Below are 17,605 nucleotides of genomic sequence, written 5' to 3' on the forward strand. Positions count from 1 at the left end.
AGAACTCCTCATTTTTGGGGGGGATAAAGCAGGGACCACCGAATCTCTATCCTCCACCCGACGCCTGTCTCGGGTCAATCCAATTGACATCCGCCTTCGACCCGCATCTCCTTCCTTTTTGCATCCCTTTAACATCCCGTGAAGCCCCTTCCTGTAACCATGATCGTCAGGACAAACCCGCACTGCCCATTCCAGTTTCCCTGCAAAACGCTGTAGACTTGCCAACACGGTTCGACTCACGCCCATGGCCAGAACAAAGCAAAAACAAAAACTTTTCACCGGACGCGATCACTCCTGGATGCAGTTCAACCGCCGCGTCCTTGAAGAAGCTGAAGACCCGTCCAATCCCCTCCTCGAACGGGTCAAATTTCTAGCCATCACTGGCTCCAATCTCGACGAATATGTGGAAATCCGCCAGGCCGGCCTCATGCAGCGCATTGAAGACGGCTACCGCGAACAGGGCTACGACGGCCTCCGCCCCGACGAGTCGCTCGCCTCCCTGACCTCCGAAATTCACACCTTCGTCGATGGGCAATACCATTGCTGGAACGATTCGCTGCTGCCCGAACTGCGCAAGCAGGGCATCCGCCTGATGGAGTGGGAAGAGCTCGATGAAGAAGCCCGCGCCTACGCTCAGGCTTACTTTCAGCGTGAAGTCGACCCCCTCCTCACCCCCATCGCCATCGATCCCGCCCACCCCTTCCCTCGAGTTCTGAATAAGGCGCTCTGTCTCGCCCTGCTGCTTCGCCGCAAGCGTAAAAGCTCCGGCCCGCAAGTCCTCGGCGTAGTCACTGTCCCTCGCGCTCTGCCCCGCTTCGTCCGCCTCCCCGCCGAAGACGGCAAATTCGACTACCTCTTGCTCCAGGAATTGATCGCGCAAAATCTCAGCGGCATGTATCGCGGCTACGAAGTGCAATCGCGCACCGCCTTCCGCGTCACTCGCAATTCCAACCTCTACTTCGAAGAAGAAGAAGCGCGCTCTCTGCTCGAGACCATTCGCGTCGAGCTCCACAACCGCAGAAAAGGCGATGCCGTGCGCCTCGAAATCGAAACCGGTGCAGACCCCGAAATCGTCGAACGCCTGCGCGTCAACTTCGAACTCGACGAAGACCAGGTCTTCCGCGGCGACGGTCCTGTCAATCTCTCGCGCCTGATGTTTTTCTATAGCGACATCCAGCGCCCCGACCTCAAGTTCCCCCCCTTCACGCCCAAACCGCTGCACCTGAGCCGGAAGTCAACCAACATCTTCGACGAGCTGCGCCAGCACGATATCGTGCTCCACCATCCCTTCGACTCCTATGATTCGGTAGTCGATTTCATCCAGCAGGGTGCCGAAGATCCCGCCGTCGTCAGCATGAAGCAGACGCTCTATCGCACCAGCCAGGATTCGCCCGTCTTCTCCGCGCTCATTGAGGCCGCCGCCACCAAGGAGGCCACTCTCGTCGTCGAGCTCATGGCCCGCTTCGACGAAGCCTCCAACATCCGCTGGGCACGCAGCATGGAAGATGCCGGCGTCCAGGTCTTCCACGGCGTCGTCGGGCTCAAGACGCACTGCAAGCTCGCCCTGCTCGTCCGCCGCGACGAAGACGGAGTCACCCGCCGCTACTGTCATCTCGGCACGGGCAACTACAACCCCATCACCGCACGCTTCTACACCGACTTGAGCCTGCTCACCTGCGATCCGCAGATCACCGAGCGCGTGCACATGGTCTTCAACTACCTCACCGCCCACGCCGAGATCGACGACTACCGCCCGCTCCTCGTCGCCCCGCTCACCATGGCCGAAAGTTTCCTCGGCCTCATCCGACGCGAAATGGAACATGCCCGAGCTGGCCGTCCCGCACACATCGTCGCCAAGATGAATGCGCTTCTCGAGCCTAGTGTCATCGAGGCTCTCTATGACGCTTCCAACGCCGGTGTCGAAATCGATCTGATCATCCGCGGCCTCTCCATCCTTCGCCCCGGCGTTAAAGACCTCTCCAGCCACATCCGTGTCCGCTCCATCGTCGGCCGCTTCCTTGAGCACTCGCGCATCTACCACTTCGCCAACGGCGGCGACGACGAAATCTATCTCGGCTCAGCCGACTGGATGCCCCGCAATCTCTTCGAACGCTGCGAAGTGGTCTTCCCCGTTCGCGATGCCGCCGTCAAGGCCCGCATTCACGACGAGATTCTCCCCGCCTACCTCGCCGACACCGTCAAGGCCCGCATCCAGCAATCGGACGGAACTTATAGCCGCGCCTCCGCCCCCAAAGACACCCAGCCCTTCTCCGCCCAGGACTTCCTGATGAAGCTCGCCGAAGGCAAAGTCGATATGAGCGCGCTTCCGAAAATCAAGCCCTTCACTCCGCCCGCCAGGCGCCCCCCAAAAACGCCGTCAGAACCCGCCAACGCCGCCGACTGAAGATCCTTGAGCATTTGCATCGTTTAGCGTTCCGAAGGAATACATGATTGCGCGCAGAACGACCCGCCGTCCCGCCGCGTGGAAAACCATCCAGGGCGACTTCAAACACCGCTGGCTTCTCCCCTTGCGCCGCATCGAATGGCTGTTGGAGTGGACCGCCTACGGACTCAGCCGCTGGAGCTTCCTTGAAGTCCTCGAATACCTCGGTAGCCTCTCCGTCCTCATCGGCGTCATCTTCTACTTCAGCGAGTCCGGCGACCGCATCAAGCAGAGGCACTACCAGGCTTGGCAGGTCATCAACACCGCCCAGGGCAAGGGTGGCAGCGGCGGACGCATCGAAGCGCTCCAGGAGTTGAATACCGATAAAGTTCCGCTCGTCGGCGTTGACGCTTCGACGGCATTTCTGCAGGGCATCCACCTCGAGCACGCAAACCTTCTGCGCGCAGACCTCAGCGCCGCCGACTTGCGCGGCAGCGGCCTGCGCCTTGCCCATCTCGAGTATGCCAATCTGCACTTCGCCAATTTCCGTGGCAGCCATCTCGAGGGTGCCGTGCTCTCTAACGCAAACATGAGCGATACTGACCTCGTCGGCACCAATCTCGACGGCGCGAAACTTGACGGCGTCGACCTCTCCTCCGCGGATCTGCGCAATGCCGACTTGCAGTCCATCGCATGGCAGCAGATTGCCAACATCAAATCAGCCAACATCGCCGGCGTGAAGAACGCTCCCGCAGGATTCCGCGAATGGGCACTGAAAAGCGGAGCCATCGAGAACGCCAATGCAGCCAATTGAGTTGCATGCGTTTCGCATCAACCCCACAAGGTTGCCCGGCGAATCTGTCAGCCAACCGACATTGCAGACAGCAGTATCGCCTCGCGTGAATGCACGTCCCTGTAAACCCACACGGACCCCTCAGCATCCAAACTTTGAATAGATTGAGTTGAGTTTCTTTAAATCTAAATTTAGAAAATGGTGATAGATCATGCCCTATGAAATTCCATTGAACGTCATAGAGATACTTAAAAGCACCTTGTATATCCTCGAGCACACAATCTACCCCGGAAAAGGCGGCAAAATCGTTACCGATTTGAAAAGGTGTATTGCCGGAGCGATCGACAACCTTGCAGCGGAGGCGGCACCGCCCGGCGGCAGTTGAAATTTGATTTCATAGCGCCCAGGCCCGCGGCTGCCCAGGTCTGCTGCTTCTGAAATAACTGCACTCTGAGTCGTATCGAACAGTCGATCGGCCCTGATCTCGACGTCCGTCTACTGCTCGACAACTGCGAACGTACACAACATCCGAAGCTGAAGGAGCGTCCGCCAGCACGATCGCGCCATCGCGTTCACTTCACGTCACGCCGACCACTAAGGTTACGAAGCCAATGCCAGAGTTTGAAACGTGTCGATGGCGCCCCACACGCCAAGACCGATACCCTTGCCCATCTGCGCAAGATCGACCATGTTGTGAGCCAGGAAGATCATCACCGAACCCTCCGCGGGATCGGCCTGCCACCAACCTCCGAATGCACCGGGCCAACTGACCGTGCCCGGACTGCCACGCCGCATGAAGTCGGCTTTGTCTGTCTCAAGGACGACGGAGACGCCCAGGCCAAATCCTCGGCCGACGGCAAAGGGTTTTTGTCCGAGCAATACCGAGTTTGCGCGCTGGCTATCCGTCAATTGATTACTCATCATCGCGGCGAGTGTCGCGGGACGAAGGAGCCTTACGCTCTCCACGCTGCCGTCACCCAGGAAGAGCCGCGCGAATTTCAGATAGTCATCTAACGTGGACCACAATCCGGCAGCGCCGGATTCGAAGACCATATCGTCTGGCCGTTCCGCGACGAAGACGCCGCTCCTGGTAACAAGTTTGGTCAGGCAGCCCTCTTCATCGAATCCATACGCAGCCGCGCGGCGGGTTCGCTTTTCCCGGGGGACAAGGAAACTTGTGTCCGTCATGCCCAGCGAATCGAAAATACGCCGCTTGATCACTTCTCCGAGCGGCGCGCCCTCAATGCGCGCAATCAGAAATCCGAGCAGATCGGTCGAGCAGCTGTAATACATTGCGGACCCCGGCTGGCCGATCAATGGTAGCTGCGCGAGACTCGCGATCCAATCATCGGGCGCGACGTCACTATCGATTTCGCCGCCAAGGGCATCGCGGTATGCCTGGCCGATCGGGCCGCGATGGAAATCCGCCAAGGTGAATCCGGCGCGATGGGTCAACAAATCTTCAAACGTAATCGGACGTTCCGCTGGATCCGTCTCGTCGAGGGGACCGTTGGGAGAACGCAGAACGCGCATATGCGAGAACTCCGGGGCAAAGCGAGAAATAGGATCGGCCAGGGCGATCCGGCCTTCCTCGACCAGCATGAGAGCGGCAACAGAGGTGATGGGCTTGGTCATGGAGGCGATCCTGAAGATCGTGTCCCGTTCGATGGGGAGATTGGCTTCGACATCCCGCCAGCCCACGCATACGGTTTGGGCTTCGCCGTCTTTCGAATCGGCGCGCCAGACGAGAGTCGCCGCCCCGGCGAGCTGCCCCTCGTCCACGATCTTTTGCAACACCGATTTGATTTCGTTTTCGCTTTTCATTTCAAATGCTTACCTGCTCTCTCTCTCAGATTATAGATTTACTATAAAATAATAGTACTATAAAATAAATCCATGACGCCAGATGCTTCTGAAGATTTCCGTCGTCGCCAGCCCAAGGGCGATAAACGCGATCGCACCCGCGCTAAACTCCTCGAAGCGGCCCGCACGCTGATTCGCGAGAAGGGCCACGAGCATACAACGCTTGAAGACATCGCGGAACGGGCGGGAATGACGACAGGAGCCATCTACGGCAACTTCAAGAATCGTGACGAGCTTTTCATCTCATTAGGACAGACCTACTGGCCGCCCATTAAGCCGCAGGTGAAACCGGGCGCCAACTTTGCAGCGATCATGCGCGCCATGGCAGATGCCACGATTGCGGCAATCCCAGACCGCAGCGCGGTGGCCGTGGGCCGACTAACCGGCCTGGCCTATACGCTTGCGCACGAAGAGATGCGCGCGCAGGTACGAGAGATCACGGCCCAGAGCTACGCTTTCGGCGAGCAATGGCTTCGCGCTGTCACGAAAGAAGAAGAGCTACCCATGCCCGCCGGCCAGCTCGTGCGCGTGATTCATGCCCTGATCGAAGGGCTGGTCTTCCAAAGGCTGCTGACTCCCGATCTGGTGCCCGACGAAGTATTCCGCGCGGCTTTCGGAGCGCTGGCGAAAAAGGCGGACCATGAATAGCGCGCCGTTCCTGCCCAAATAGTCGCTTCGCTCAAATCATCCGCACTGTAACCTGCGGTTCCTTTCGCCATTACATCGCTGAAGGATTGGTGCTGCTCCCGCAACTTGCGTGATGAATGTCACCAACTCAGCGCACGCAATGAACCCGGTTTGTGGGACCATCGTAGTGAAAACCAATGCAGGTATTCACCACAATCTTTCTCGCTGAGACGCTGAGTTCCGACACCGGAACCCCTGAGGAAACGAGCGCCGATTACCACGATCAACGCGGCCTCTTCAAGATCGGGCGTACAAACCTCGACCGCATCGCGATGCTCGAGAGCCGAAACTGGTTCCTCGAAGATCTCCCCTTCGACGAATAGAATCCACAATCCGAGTCACGTAGGGACGACTAGAATCCACAATCTGAGTCCCGTAGGGACGACCGAAGATAGCCCAGGGTGAACCCTTGGATTCAGCCCGGTGCCAATCGCCGTCCGCCCCGGTAGGGCCGATCGAAGCGACCTGAGATATTTCACGTCAAGCCCCTTATCTCATCATCCCCAGCTAACCCACTCAAAACAAACGCCAAAAAGTTTTCCTGCTTTTGCAGGTTATTTCGCCGATTAGCCTAACCTGAATCTATGGGTGGGCCTCTATCAATACTCCAATTACTCTTCGCCTCGTCCCATTCAACAATTGCCCCGAAATTGCGAAACTGTGAAAACGGATAACAAACCCCCGTAAATCCTTACCGGAGAGGAATCTGCGGCTAAATTCAATCAGAAGAGGATTTTGCAACGACTGGCTCCACATAAACCCCTGAAAACAGGGACTTTTTTTACAGAGATGGAGGGGGGAGGGGGACGGGCGTCACGCAACCAGACGGTTGCGTATCAGCCGTCAAATCCGCCATACCAATTTGCCGAGAACTCACGACAATCTTGCTAGAGTCTGAAGACAAATAGAAACCCAGCCCGGCGCGTGAATTTACCCATAGCCCGGCAAGGAGAAGAACATGGCAGCGAGCACACCTCAGGTTTTTTCGGGGATCACCCCGGCGAAATACGCAACACTGATGGAAAAAGCAAACAGCGCCGGTGTACCCATGAGCGGCAACACCGGGCGCGCCACCAAAATGGGCGTGGAAGTCGAGTGGAATTACTCCGCAGAAAAGCAGGAACTGGTGCTTACCTGCCATCGCACGCCATTCTTTGTAAGCGTTCAAGACGTAAATGCGAAGTTGCACGAACTGGTCAATCAGGCCCTTCAGGCCTGACGCTCCATTGGTCGTGCCCCGTTGCCGGCACCTGGGACGCCGCGAGCAACTCGCCTGGTCACCCGCCCTTCCTTTTACAATCGCAACAGTGGCTGTTCCTCTGGTCAATCCGCCAAAACTACGCGAAAACACATTCAACTGCACTCCGGCCGTTGGGTCGTGGGCTTCGCGCGTGCTGCAACTGTGGCACCTCGCAAGCCTCGACGCACCTGCAGTCGCAGTCGTGTGGGCGCTCGCATTTGCATCGGCTGTCGGTGTGCACCTGGCCTCCTGGGTTCCGTTTCTCCTTGCGTGCGGCACCTGGACAGTCTACGTAGGTGATCGCCTTCTCGATGCGCATCGAGCCATTCGCTCGCAGGATCTCTCTGCTCTGCGTGAGCGCCACTACTTTCATTGGCGTCATCGTCGCTCGCTGATTCCCGTCGCTTGCGCAACCGCCGCAATTGCAGTCGCTCTCATAGTGGTCCGCATGCCCGCGGCGGTCCGCGACCGCAACTCGGTTCTGGCCGCGGCCGCGCTGGTGTACTTTTCTGGGGTTCACACGACAGCCCGGCTTCCCATCTGGTTGCGAAGACTCGTATCGCTCAAACTCGTTTCGAAGGAGTTGCTTGTCGGCCTCTTGTTCACTGCCGGTTCCATAGCACCCACAATCGCACGCGCAGATTCCATCGGTTGGCCGTTCGGCGCATGCTTCGCCATTTTTGTGATGCTGGCCTGGACCAACTGCTCCGCAATTGAAAGTTGGGAATCGTCTCGCATGCCCTCGGGCGTCACGCCGCACGCTACCGTCCTTGCCATCGCCTGCATTGCCGCATCAGGAGCCATGGCATTCGTGAACTGGCGCCTCTCCGCACTCGCTTGTTCCGCCGCCATCAGCGCGCTGCTTCTGTCGTTACTCGATCGCAAGCGTGCGGCCATCCCTCCGCTTACCCTGCGCGCTCTCGCAGACCTCGTCCTGCTCACTCCGTTAGTAGCCGTCCTCCTCGGAGCGAATCACCCATGAAGATCGCAACCATCGCGTTGAAAGAGCATGAATTGGATATGCCCGACACGATTGCCGATTTCAATCAGCTTGCGCCCCTCTACCGATGGATGGAATGGCTCACGTTCGGTCCGTTTCTCTGGGAATGCCGGCTGGCCTTCCTCCCAGAAATGCGATGCAAGAAATCCGCTCTCGTCCTCGGCGACGGCGACGGTCGCTTCACTGCTCGGTTGCTTAGAGAAAATCCGCAAATTGAGATCGAGGCCGTCGATGCGAGCGAAGCGATGCTGCGGCAACTGATGCGGCGCGCAGGCCACAGCGCTGTCCATGTCCGCACCCATTTGGCAGATGCGCGCCAGCTTGATTTCCTTGCCGGCAGCTTTGACCTCGTCGCGACACATTTCTTCCTCGATTGCCTGACAACCGAAGAAATCGCACCGTTGGCAACCGAGCTTCGCGGAAGAATGGCGCCAGGCGCTGCCTGGGTAATCTCGGAGTTCGCTATTCCCGACACCTTCTACGGAAGATTCGTCGCCGGCCCCCTCGTATCCGCTCTCTATCTCGCATTCAGATTGCTGACAGGCCTGGCTATCAGGCGCCTGCCGGATCATCGCAAGGCTCTCGTCGAAGCGGGATTCATGCTCTCAAAGCAGCGAAGATGGCTCGGTGGCCTCCTGGTCAGCGAGATGTGGCTTGCATGACCAGAATCAGCGTGGCGTCTTCAGGCGCTTGTATTGCTCCTCCGTAAGTTGAAGCCAGACACCGCCGCGCCCGGTCTCCAATCCGTAATCGAGAGCCTGTCGGTCCTGGAGATCGGCAAAACTCCCCACCTTCTCCACAATCGCACGAATCTTCGCTGGACTGCGGAAGTAGAAACGCCGGGGCAAAGGCGTCTTCAGATCTTCTTCCAAAAACTGGCACATCCAGTTCGTTCGGTACATGTAATACATGTAGATCCGGTGAATCTCGGGCGAGCGGCACTTCGAGCACAACCTCTCGCCAGGTGTCGGAGGATCATCCGGAATCAGGTTTCGGCAGCGAGCGCAGATTTTGCCGGCGATGCGCATACGGGCCGTAGAAGATCGTTCCCCCATGCGCACGAGTATATGGCGAACAAAAGGCGAAAATATGCACAGCCCGGGCTTTATTTCACTTGCCTTCCCTAAAGTGGTCTCTGGTTCAGGGTGTCGCAGACCGGGCACCCACGCGGTCCGGCGAATATTACAAGCGTGTTAAAATCGCCTTTTGAAGGAATTGGCTTAACCCTGCCGGAAATGCCCGTCCCCCTGCCATGAATCTCTACCTAATGCGCCATGCCAATGCTGGAGTTCCCCGCGAGAGCGCGAAGCTTGATGCCAAGCGGGGGCTCGTCGCCGAAGGCAAAGAACAGTGCATGATCATGGGGCGTATGCTCGGCGCCCTCAAAGTCCAGCCGGATATCATCGTCTCCAGCCCGCTGAAGCGCGCGCTCCAGACCGCCCAGTTTGTAGGCAACGAACTCGGGTATGAAGGCAAGGTCGAGGTAAGCCCGGCGCTCGAATTCGGCGCAACCTACGCCGATTTCCAGAAGATGCTTGAGAAGTACGCAGACCGGCAGGACGTACTCGTGGTTGGCCATAATCCGAATCTCTTCCAGTTCCTCGGCCGCCTCATCACCGGCAACGGCGGAGCTGGTGTCCGCATGCGGAAAGGTTCTGTCGCACGCATCGACATGGAAAAGCACCCGCCTCTGTTGCAGTGGCTTATCGATCCGCGGATGGCCCGTTGGATCTACGCCAGCGTCGCAAAAAGCTCGCGCTCAAAAACCTCGCGGAAATAATCGGCCTCTTTCCGCAGCGACCAAAGCTCCAATTCCGCGCCTGTCCTACCCGGCTGCAGTTCCAGATAAACGCGCTTGGGATATACCCGTGCCACTACATCGAGCACGTCGCTCGCCCTATCCTGATTGAGCGCGACGGCCAGCCGCAACAACACCACCGCGCGCTCCACATGCTTGTGCTCATCGGGCGGGATATTGCGCAGGGCGCGATCATCCGGTTGCGGCCGGCTCTTGCCCAGGTACCGCGCGATGGCCGAAACAATGGTGCGCTGCACCTGCGTGTATCCGTACAACTCCGACATCGACACAATGTACTGCGTGTGGCGATGATGTCCCTGGTGATTGATAAATTTGCCGGTATCGCGCAGCACTGCCGCGGCTGCCAGCCAGTCCTCGTAATCCGGTGGAAGGCGATGGAGCGGCTTGAGTTCGCGAAACAACTGCACAGCATGCGCTCTTACCGGCTCCGCGTACCGCATATCCACGCCATACCGTTGCGCCGTCGCAACCACTGACTCCCACCGCTCAATTTCGAACTGACTGTGGGCAGCCGCGCGATGATCCTGCGCCGCCAGCATCTGCACAAGAATGCCATCGCGCAATCCCAGCGGCGAATAGCGAAAACCCTCCAGGCTGAAGCTCTCGAGCAACTCGGCAAAGACCTGCGCCCCTGCGATGATGATCTCCGAACGCCGCGGACCGATTCCCGGTACCGCTTCCCGCTCGGGCAGCGTCATCCGCGAAATCTTTTTCGCCAGCTTGCGAACCATGGCCGCAGGCGCAAATCCACCCGCGCCGGCATTGCGAGAAGACTTGCCCGATTTCGCCAGCGCCGCGGCGCACGCTTCTGACAATGCGGCCGCGGTGCCCGAAGTAGCGATCACCAACTGAACGCTGCCCGGCTGAATCCGCCGATGTGCCCGTCGTAATTCCCGCGCGATCAGCCGCCGCATGCGCGCCAGGTCCTCTGGCGGCGCAGGATCGACAGAAAGGAATTCCTCAGTCAATCGGACCGCGCCGAGCGGAACGCTGATCGTATCCTTGATGCGCTTGTGTTCCGAAAGCGTAATCTCGCAGCTTCCACCGCCAAGATCGATCAGCAGCACCTTGCCGCCTGTTCCAGGCTCTCCGCTCACTATGCCGCGATGAATCAGACGGCCTTCTTCGAGGCCCGAGATCACCTCCATGTTCCAGCCGGTCTCCGCCTTGACCCACGCGTGAAATGCTGCCGCGTTGCGAGCATCGCGCATCGCCGACGTGGCCACCACGCGAATCTGGTCCACGCCATGCGACTGCACCGCGCGCTGAAACCGCTTGAGTGCCCGCAGCGTTGCCGCCATCGCCTCTGGCGAAACAAGGCCCGAGGCAAAAACGCTGGCTCCAAGCCGCGTCACCTCGCGATCCTCGTGCAGCGTGCGCAGCTGGTGCGCGACAACCTTCGCGATCTTCAGCCGGCATGAATTGGAACCGATGTCTATCGCCGCAAACGTGGGCATGAGGAAGGAATGAACCCCACAAAATCGAAATCTCTATCCTCGGCCAAGATACACGACAGCGCTCCAATGCCATTGCGTTCCCCGGCGCTCTCGGAGCCTGCTGAGATAGTGGAATTATTTCGCCGCACATTTTGCAGTGCGTTGCACTTGAAGTCGTGCAGTCTCGGCAGAATCTCGGATTGGGAAACTATTGACCTTATTCGACGAGGGCAAACGGGCAAAGGGATGGTCAGCGGCTTCGCACATGTTCCAGTGCTACGTCTATCGAAATGGGCGGAACCAGGTGCGAAGCTCGCCAGCCAGCAACTCGGGCGCTTCCATCGCCGCAAAGTGGCCTCCGCGTGGCATTTCTTCCCACCGCTGGACATTGAAAAACCGTGCTGCCCATTCGCGCGGCGGCCGACTGATGTCCTTTGGGAAGAGCGCAAAACCGGCCGGGACCTTTGAGGAGCCGGTCAGCTTCTTGACGCCTTCTTTGATCCAGGTCAAGGCGTCGGCGTTGGCGTAGTCGTAGTAAGGCAGGAAGGAAGAGCCGATGGATCCTGTGGCCCAGTAGATCATGATGTGCGTGAGAAGCTGTTCCTTGCTAAAACACGACTCGATGTTGCCATCACAATCGCTCCAACCCCGAAACTTCTCGAGCATCCATGCGGCCAATCCTGCTGGTGAGTCGTTGAGCGCAGGAGCGAGGCTGTGTGGTTTCGTGGATTGAATGAGAGCGTAGGCACCTTCCTTTTTCATCCATTCTTCATTTTTCTGAAAATACCGCTCCTCCGCGGTTGACAGATCGCGCGGCTTTTGGAAGATATGACCGAACGGCACGTCGGTCAGATGAATAGCTGCGACCGTGTCCGAGTGATCGCGAGCGAGTTGTTCCGTTACAGTGCTTCCCCAATCGCCACCATGCGCTCCGTACCGTCTGTATCCCAGCCTTTCCGTCATAAGTTGATCCCACATGTTTCCGACTCGGAATATCGCTCCGTTCTCAGGAGGGGGATCGGAGAAGCCATAGCCGGGCAAGTCCGGAACGATGACGTCGAAGGAATCTTCGGCCCCGCCTCCATATGACTCTGGGTCGGTGAGCATGGGAATCAGATCGACGAAGCGACAGAACGAGTCAGGATACCCATGTGTGAGGAGAAGTGGCGAAGGGTTGGTGCCATTGCCTCTTTGATGAATGTAGTGAATCTGGATCCCATCTATCTCTGTCTTGAAATGGGGAAACTTGTTGAGCGCAGCTTCTCGTTTACGCCAGTCGAAGGAATGCCTCCAGAAATGGAGCAATTCGCTAAGATACGCGGGATCGGTGCCAGCGCTCCAATTTCCACCGGTTGGGTAAGCCGGAATTCGCGTCCGCGCCAGCCGATCTTGAAGATCAGACAAAAGGTCTTCCTCCACGTGAATCACGTACGGTTCAATCTGGATCGACATTGACTTGTTCATCGCTTCTCCAACGGGTTGGATCGGAGGCCACACAGTTTGGATGCACATAGCCAAACCTCGCAACTCACAAACTTCACGGACATCGGGAATCGCACAAGTCGGCATGGAACACCGATGGATGAAATTCGATCGATTGCTTCCAGGCTGGGCGTGACGACACGGAGCTTGTGATTGGGAGACAGCCGCGGCGGTTCCCCGCGAGACGTGCCAATGCGCGCACTGGCTATTGAAGCGTGTGCCTGGCAAACCATCCAACTACGCGTCGCTCATACTCCGCCGGCGCCACGGTCGAAGCGCCGCAATGACCGGCGCCCTCTGGTTCCCAGAGCACGACCGCTGAGTTACGCGCCCTGATGTTTTCGGAGTGACGTTGCGGCAGATTTGTATCTGCAAGCCCGTGGATCAGAAACACCGGCACGCGCGATGTAGCAACCGCGCTCGCCGGATTCGCCTGCGCCAAATCGACGCCGTAACGAAATTGAACATACGCCATTCCCATCACCAGCGCGGGACGCAGCAACGTGCGTCCGAGCCATGGGCCTGTGGAGAAGCTCTGCCCGAGGCGGTCATACGCAGCCTCGCGAAACGTCGCGAACGAACTCTCCGCGATCACCGCGCAAAAGCCGTGCTCTGCGACGAGAGAACCAAGAACTTCTGCTCCGCCCATGGAGTCGCCCAAGCCATCAATGCAACGGGGAGTCTGTGACTTCTGAATCCAATCAAACCACAGCCGAACATCCTCGGCCTCAAGGACACCATACGTGGCAATGCGGCCGCCGCTGCTGCCGTGAGCGCGTGCATCCGGAAGAAGCGTCGCGTAGCCATGGCGCAACAGCATTTCCGCCGGTCCCAGCATGCCCGAGCGATTGTCGCTCTGACCGTGGAGAAGTATCACCGCGTCGCCATTCCAAGGGACGGGTCGTATGCTCCAGGCACGCAGTATTGCGCCGTCGCGCGCGACAACATCGACATCCGTCAGAACAGCATGGTTTTCTTTGGCGATCGTCGCGGCATGCTGCTTGTCGCTTATGCTCAACGGCAAGTGCACGGGATGAAGCGCGCCTTCGACGGCAACGACTCCGATGACGGCGCAAAGCGAGAGCCACGCCATGAGCCCTGCGCCACAGAAAATCGCGATCGGGCGAATGCGCTTCACAGGGACCTCTACGCTATTGCACGATCCCCGGTTCCATTACCAGAGGTCAGGCGAGCTTCTCTTCCGACGCCATATGCGGTCCAGGCTCACTGTGCGCAGGCAGCTTGCGGTCTGCCCCACGCAGTGGCTCAGCGCGCTCCGCGTCTTTGCCAAGCATGCGCGCCGTGACACTGTACGCCGTCTCCAGCGCCGTTTCGAATGTTTCCTTCGAAACGCTCTCGAAGAGCTCGGCCAGGGGCTTGCTCCAGGCATGGTGCATGTGCCCTGTCTCTTCTGCGAGAGCCTGCCAGTCATGCCATTCCCCGATTGCACTCTGCAGCTTCCTCATCTGCGTGGCGATGCGCGCGCACTCCCGATCGGCACCGGCGTGCATTTCCGCGAGGTAGCGCACCATCTTGATGCGCTTGCGGAACTCGTGCAGGTTCGCTTCATCCAGTTCCGGAAACTCCGCCCGCACTCGACCAAAATGCGCGATGAGGTCGTTGGCGATCCCCGCCGCGTCGGAGGGCTGGAAATCCTCCGGCGCTGTTTCAAGTTTTTCGGCTGCTTTGACGAAGCGGTCACTCTTCTTTTCGATCGACGCAACCAATTTCTTCCCCGCAGTTCGGCGCTTCCGATGCAGCCGGTCTTCAAGGCGATCAATCCCGCGCAGACACTCCTGCATCGAGCGAGGCACGTACTCACCTGACTCGCTGAGTGAGGTGCGAAGTCCGCGGAGCGTGCCGATCCACACATCGATTTCTCGAACTGGCCCTAGCACCTGGCGAAGCTTCTCAGCCTGCTTCGAGAACTGAAGCATCGCCTGTGCCTGGTGACTGGCGCGCGGCAGTTCGGATATATCGTGCTCCAATTCGGCTTGCAGCCGAAGCGTCGCTACCCGCAGGGCGTGAACCCGCTTGCGCGTTGGTTTGCTTCCACAACCATCAAGCAACTCAAGCCATGCAGCAACGCGCTCGTGCAATGTCGTTCCGTCCGCGCTGCCCACCTGCTTTTTCAAATTCATCGAATTTTGACCTCCGATCATTCTATCCGCCACGCCCGGCGGGGATTCTCACTTCAGCGCTGTTCCGTCTCATGAGATCGTCTCCTGCCTCTCACTGTTATCCTTGATTTTCAGAGATTTACCCAAATGGCGATCGCTCAAAACCCGCAAGACGGAGCTGTGCAAAGTCCTTCAAAGCTCGCCGTCTGGGCCTTTTTGGGAACGATCTTCCTCGCCGTGCAGTTCGCCTCTCTCTTCACCCCGCCGCTGCTCGATGACGTGGATGCTTCGCATGCGCAAATCGCCCAGCACATGGATCAAAGTGGCGACTGGATCACCATGAAGCTGGACGGCATCCGCTACCTCGAAAAGCCGCCGCTGCCCTACTGGCTCGATGCAATCTGCTACTGGATCTTCGGCCAGAACGTGTTCGCCACACATCTGCCCAACGCGTTGGCGATTCTGGGGCTCGCCTGGATGGCATGGCTGTGGACCTCGCGCGGATGGGGCCGCCGAGCCGGTCTATACGCGGCCCTGGGCGTGCTGACCTCGATTGGGCCGTTTCTGTTTACGCGCTTCGCCATCCCCGAGTCGCTGCTCAGTTTCCTTTTGCTTTACGCACTTTGGAGCCTGATTACCGGCCTCGAGAACCAGCGTCCGGCGCGCATCTACGGCATGTGGGCTGCCCTGGCGCTCGCCACCCTCACCAAGGGCTTGATCGCCCCGGTTTTCTTCGCTGCAGCCGCGATTCCGCTGCTGATGCTAAGCGGACAGTGGCGCCGCTGGCGCGAATTGAAACCGGTTACCGGCGTTTTACTTTTCCTCGCTGTCGCAGCTCCGTGGCACATTCTCTGCGGCCTTGCGAACCCCGACCGGGGACATCCCGTCGGCAATCATCCCACTCCCGGAAACGTGCATGGCTTCTGGTACTTCTATTTCGTCAACGAGCACGTCCTGCGCTTCCTTGGCGGCCGCTTCCCGCATGACTACAACAAAATGCCCTTTGCCTGGTACTGGCTCGCGCATCTGGTGTGGCTCTTCCCGTGGAGTCTTTTCCTGCCGGCGCTCCTGGTCGTGGCATGGAGAACCCGGCACGCATGGATGCAGCACCTCCATCGCGACTCCGGCCAAACCGTGGACTTCTATCTTGATCACGCCGCCCGCGAAGACGTCGCCAGCTACGTAGCACGCCTCAAGTTTCGGGTGCGTTCGACGTGGCTTCTCGCGCTCTTCTCCGGAATCACGCTGCTGTTCTTCGCCATCTCGACGAATCAGGAATACTACACCTTCCCAGCCTGGACGCCGATCCTGATGCTGATCGCCAGCGTCCTGGCAAACATCGAAGAACGCGGCGGCTCAGAAGGCCAGAAACCTCTGCTCTCGCAAAAATGGTTGAGCGGCGCGCAGGCAGTGTTTTCGATCGCCGGTGTGGTGATAGCGGCTGCGCTGGGATGGGGCTTGTGGGAATCGCGCAAACTACCCTTCGTCTCCGACATTGGCACACTTCTAGCGCATCGCGACGTGGGAGGGTACACGCTCTCCATGTCGCATTTCTTTGACTTGACCGGTCCATCGTTCGCGGCGTTGCGTCTTCCAGCAATTATTGCGACGATCGTGCTGCTCATCGGTCCGGCCCTCGGCTGGATGCTGCGCGTGCGAGGCAGGCACATGCCCGCCACCGTCAGTATCGCGCTCACTTCCGCCGTCTTTCTTATCGCCGCGCACATCGCCTTCGCACGCTTTGAGCCGATGCTCAGTTCCAAGCAACTCGCCGACACGATCGTCAGCAAGGGCTCCACCGCGGATTCGTTCATCATCTACGGGGATCAGTCGGATGCATCGTCGGTCGTTTTTTACACGCACAAGTTCCTGCAACGGCCCGCCTACATCGTCCTCGAACCATGCTCGCCGCATGGCAACGGCTCGTCACTGGTGTGGGGTTCGTGCTATCCAGATGCGCCGCACATCTTCCTCAGTGACGATCAGCTCTCAAAAATGTGGGGCATCGGAGAGCGCAAATGGCTCTTTGCGCAGGACACCAATCAGCCCAAGGCAGAGCAGCTTCTCTCCGGCCGTCTCTACCACGTGCAGTCCATCGCCGACAAAGCTCTCTGGACCGACCGACCATTGCAATAGACCTGAAAACTTCAACTCGACGGTCTTGCCTTGCCCTTGAGCTCAAGCCGCATCACAGGTCGCGGCGGCGTGCGATGACCAACCACTTTGAAGCCGGCGCGCTTGAATGTGGAGACAAAACCGGTGCTTGATGCGCTCGGCGACAAACTGCGGTCGAGTGGATAGGCCTCAAGAGCCGTAGCCTTTGCTGCCTTCGCAGTCTTCACTGCAGCTTGCATCAACGCCGCCGTGATACCGCGGCGGCGATAGCCAATGCGGACATAGAAACAGGAGATTGACCAAACCGTTGCATCGTCGATGCGAATCCATGAGCGATCAAGAAACGGCAATGCATTACGCGGAGTGAGTTGACACCAGCCGACCGCCAATTTTCCTTCGAATGCAATCAATCCTGGTGGCGGTCCTTTGGCAACGACTCTATGGAATTCCGCTTTGTTGGCTTCATGCGGCTGTTTGCGGTAAGCGCTGCCGATGCGCCAGTACATGCACCAGCATCCGTTGCACGCACCACGTTCGCCGAACAAATCTTCGAGAGCCGGCCAAAGCTCGGGTGTAAGCGGTTTGACTCGAAGTTTCAATTCGGATTGTGGCGACTTTGAATTCGACTCATTCTCAGGATCACGATAAAACATCTCGGGCCACGAGA

At 58.6% G+C, this 17,605-nt stretch carries 17 protein-coding genes; 10 read left to right on the plus strand and 7 right to left on the minus strand.

Annotated elements, in window-relative coordinates:
- Positions 1 to 244: 244 nt before the first annotated feature.
- From ppk1 to VK574_RS11380, 3 genes are all read left to right on the plus strand, one after another.
- Positions 245 to 2,404, plus strand: coding sequence for a polyphosphate kinase 1 (ppk1, locus tag VK574_RS11370; protein WP_472799971.1), 2,160 nt, complete (start codon positions 245 to 247; stop codon positions 2,402 to 2,404).
- Positions 2,405 to 2,447: 43 nt separating this feature from the next.
- A complete protein-coding gene (locus VK574_RS11375; protein WP_472799972.1) occupies positions 2,448 to 3,197 on the plus strand; it encodes a pentapeptide repeat-containing protein in 750 nt (249 codons plus the stop codon).
- 190 nt (positions 3,198 to 3,387) lie between these two features.
- Positions 3,388 to 3,561: a hypothetical protein gene (locus VK574_RS11380; protein ID WP_472799973.1), complete on the plus strand. Its 174-nt coding sequence runs from the start codon at positions 3,388 to 3,390 to the stop codon at positions 3,559 to 3,561.
- Positions 3,562 to 3,776: 215 nt separating this feature from the next.
- On the opposite strand, the gene VK574_RS11385 is transcribed toward VK574_RS11380, so the two are convergent.
- Entirely contained in the window at positions 3,777 to 5,000 is a 1,224-nt protein-coding gene (locus tag VK574_RS11385) for a serine hydrolase domain-containing protein (RefSeq protein ID WP_472799974.1), read from the minus strand.
- Positions 5,001 to 5,072: 72 nt separating this feature from the next.
- On the opposite strand from VK574_RS11385, the gene VK574_RS11390 reads away from it, so the two are divergent.
- The 5 genes from VK574_RS11390 (at position 5,073) to VK574_RS11410 (ending at position 8,628) form a co-directional block, all read left to right on the plus strand.
- Entirely contained in the window at positions 5,073 to 5,687 is a 615-nt protein-coding gene (locus VK574_RS11390) for a TetR/AcrR family transcriptional regulator (protein ID WP_472799975.1), read from the plus strand.
- 176 nt (positions 5,688 to 5,863) lie between these two features.
- Complete coding sequence (locus VK574_RS11395; RefSeq protein ID WP_472799976.1) at positions 5,864 to 6,049, plus strand: hypothetical protein; 186 nt, start codon at positions 5,864 to 5,866, stop codon at positions 6,047 to 6,049.
- 635 nt (positions 6,050 to 6,684) lie between these two features.
- Positions 6,685 to 6,945 carry a hypothetical protein gene (locus tag VK574_RS11400; protein WP_472799977.1) on the plus strand — a complete coding sequence of 87 codons (261 nt, stop codon included), beginning with the start codon at positions 6,685 to 6,687 and terminating at the stop codon, positions 6,943 to 6,945.
- An 88-nt stretch (positions 6,946 to 7,033) separates the two neighbouring features.
- Positions 7,034 to 7,948, plus strand: coding sequence for a hypothetical protein (locus VK574_RS11405; protein WP_472799978.1), 915 nt, complete (start codon positions 7,034 to 7,036; stop codon positions 7,946 to 7,948).
- Positions 7,945 to 8,628: a class I SAM-dependent methyltransferase gene (locus VK574_RS11410; protein WP_472799979.1), complete on the plus strand. Its 684-nt coding sequence runs from the start codon at positions 7,945 to 7,947 to the stop codon at positions 8,626 to 8,628. Before VK574_RS11405 ends, VK574_RS11410 begins: the two co-directional genes overlap by 4 nt.
- Before the next feature lie 6 nt (positions 8,629 to 8,634).
- Here the strand turns inward: VK574_RS11410 and VK574_RS11415 are convergent, their stop codons facing one another.
- Positions 8,635 to 8,838 (minus strand): hypothetical protein, encoded by a 204-nt coding sequence (locus VK574_RS11415; RefSeq protein ID WP_472799980.1) that lies wholly within the window; start codon positions 8,836 to 8,838, stop codon positions 8,635 to 8,637.
- 380 nt (positions 8,839 to 9,218) lie between these two features.
- On the opposite strand from VK574_RS11415, the gene sixA reads away from it, so the two are divergent.
- Complete coding sequence (gene sixA / locus VK574_RS11420; RefSeq protein ID WP_472799981.1) at positions 9,219 to 9,746, plus strand: phosphohistidine phosphatase SixA; 528 nt, start codon at positions 9,219 to 9,221, stop codon at positions 9,744 to 9,746.
- Here the strand turns inward: sixA and VK574_RS11425 are convergent.
- The 4 genes from VK574_RS11425 to VK574_RS11440 form a co-directional block, all read right to left on the minus strand.
- Positions 9,698 to 11,242 (minus strand): Ppx/GppA phosphatase family protein, encoded by a 1,545-nt coding sequence (locus tag VK574_RS11425; protein WP_472799982.1) that lies wholly within the window; start codon positions 11,240 to 11,242, stop codon positions 9,698 to 9,700. The genes sixA and VK574_RS11425 overlap by 49 nt on opposite strands.
- Positions 11,243 to 11,503: 261 nt before the next feature.
- A complete protein-coding gene (locus tag VK574_RS11430) occupies positions 11,504 to 12,685 on the minus strand; it encodes an epoxide hydrolase family protein (RefSeq protein ID WP_472799983.1) in 1,182 nt (393 codons plus the stop codon).
- A 223-nt stretch (positions 12,686 to 12,908) separates the two neighbouring features.
- Complete coding sequence (locus VK574_RS11435) at positions 12,909 to 13,841, minus strand: alpha/beta hydrolase (RefSeq protein ID WP_472799984.1); 933 nt, start codon at positions 13,839 to 13,841, stop codon at positions 12,909 to 12,911.
- Between the two features lie 46 nt (positions 13,842 to 13,887).
- Positions 13,888 to 14,844, minus strand: a complete 957-nt coding sequence (locus VK574_RS11440) for a CHAD domain-containing protein (RefSeq protein ID WP_472799985.1) — start codon at positions 14,842 to 14,844, stop codon at positions 13,888 to 13,890.
- A 126-nt stretch (positions 14,845 to 14,970) separates the two neighbouring features.
- Here VK574_RS11440 and VK574_RS11445 point away from each other — a divergent pair, with 126 nt between their 5' ends.
- On the plus strand, positions 14,971 to 16,959 hold the full coding sequence (locus tag VK574_RS11445) for an ArnT family glycosyltransferase (protein ID WP_472799986.1): 1,989 nt from the start codon (positions 14,971 to 14,973) through the stop codon (positions 16,957 to 16,959).
- A gap of 11 nt (positions 16,960 to 16,970) precedes the next feature.
- Here the strand turns inward: VK574_RS11445 and VK574_RS11450 are convergent, their stop codons facing one another.
- Positions 16,971 to 17,444 (minus strand): GNAT family N-acetyltransferase, encoded by a 474-nt coding sequence (locus tag VK574_RS11450; protein WP_472799987.1) that lies wholly within the window; start codon positions 17,442 to 17,444, stop codon positions 16,971 to 16,973.
- Between the last annotated feature and the right edge of the window lie 161 nt (positions 17,445 to 17,605).

Origin of the sequence: Occallatibacter sp., assembly GCF_035317045.1 — a bacterium.
Taxonomy (GTDB): Bacteria; Acidobacteriota; Terriglobia; order Terriglobales; family Acidobacteriaceae; genus Telmatobacter.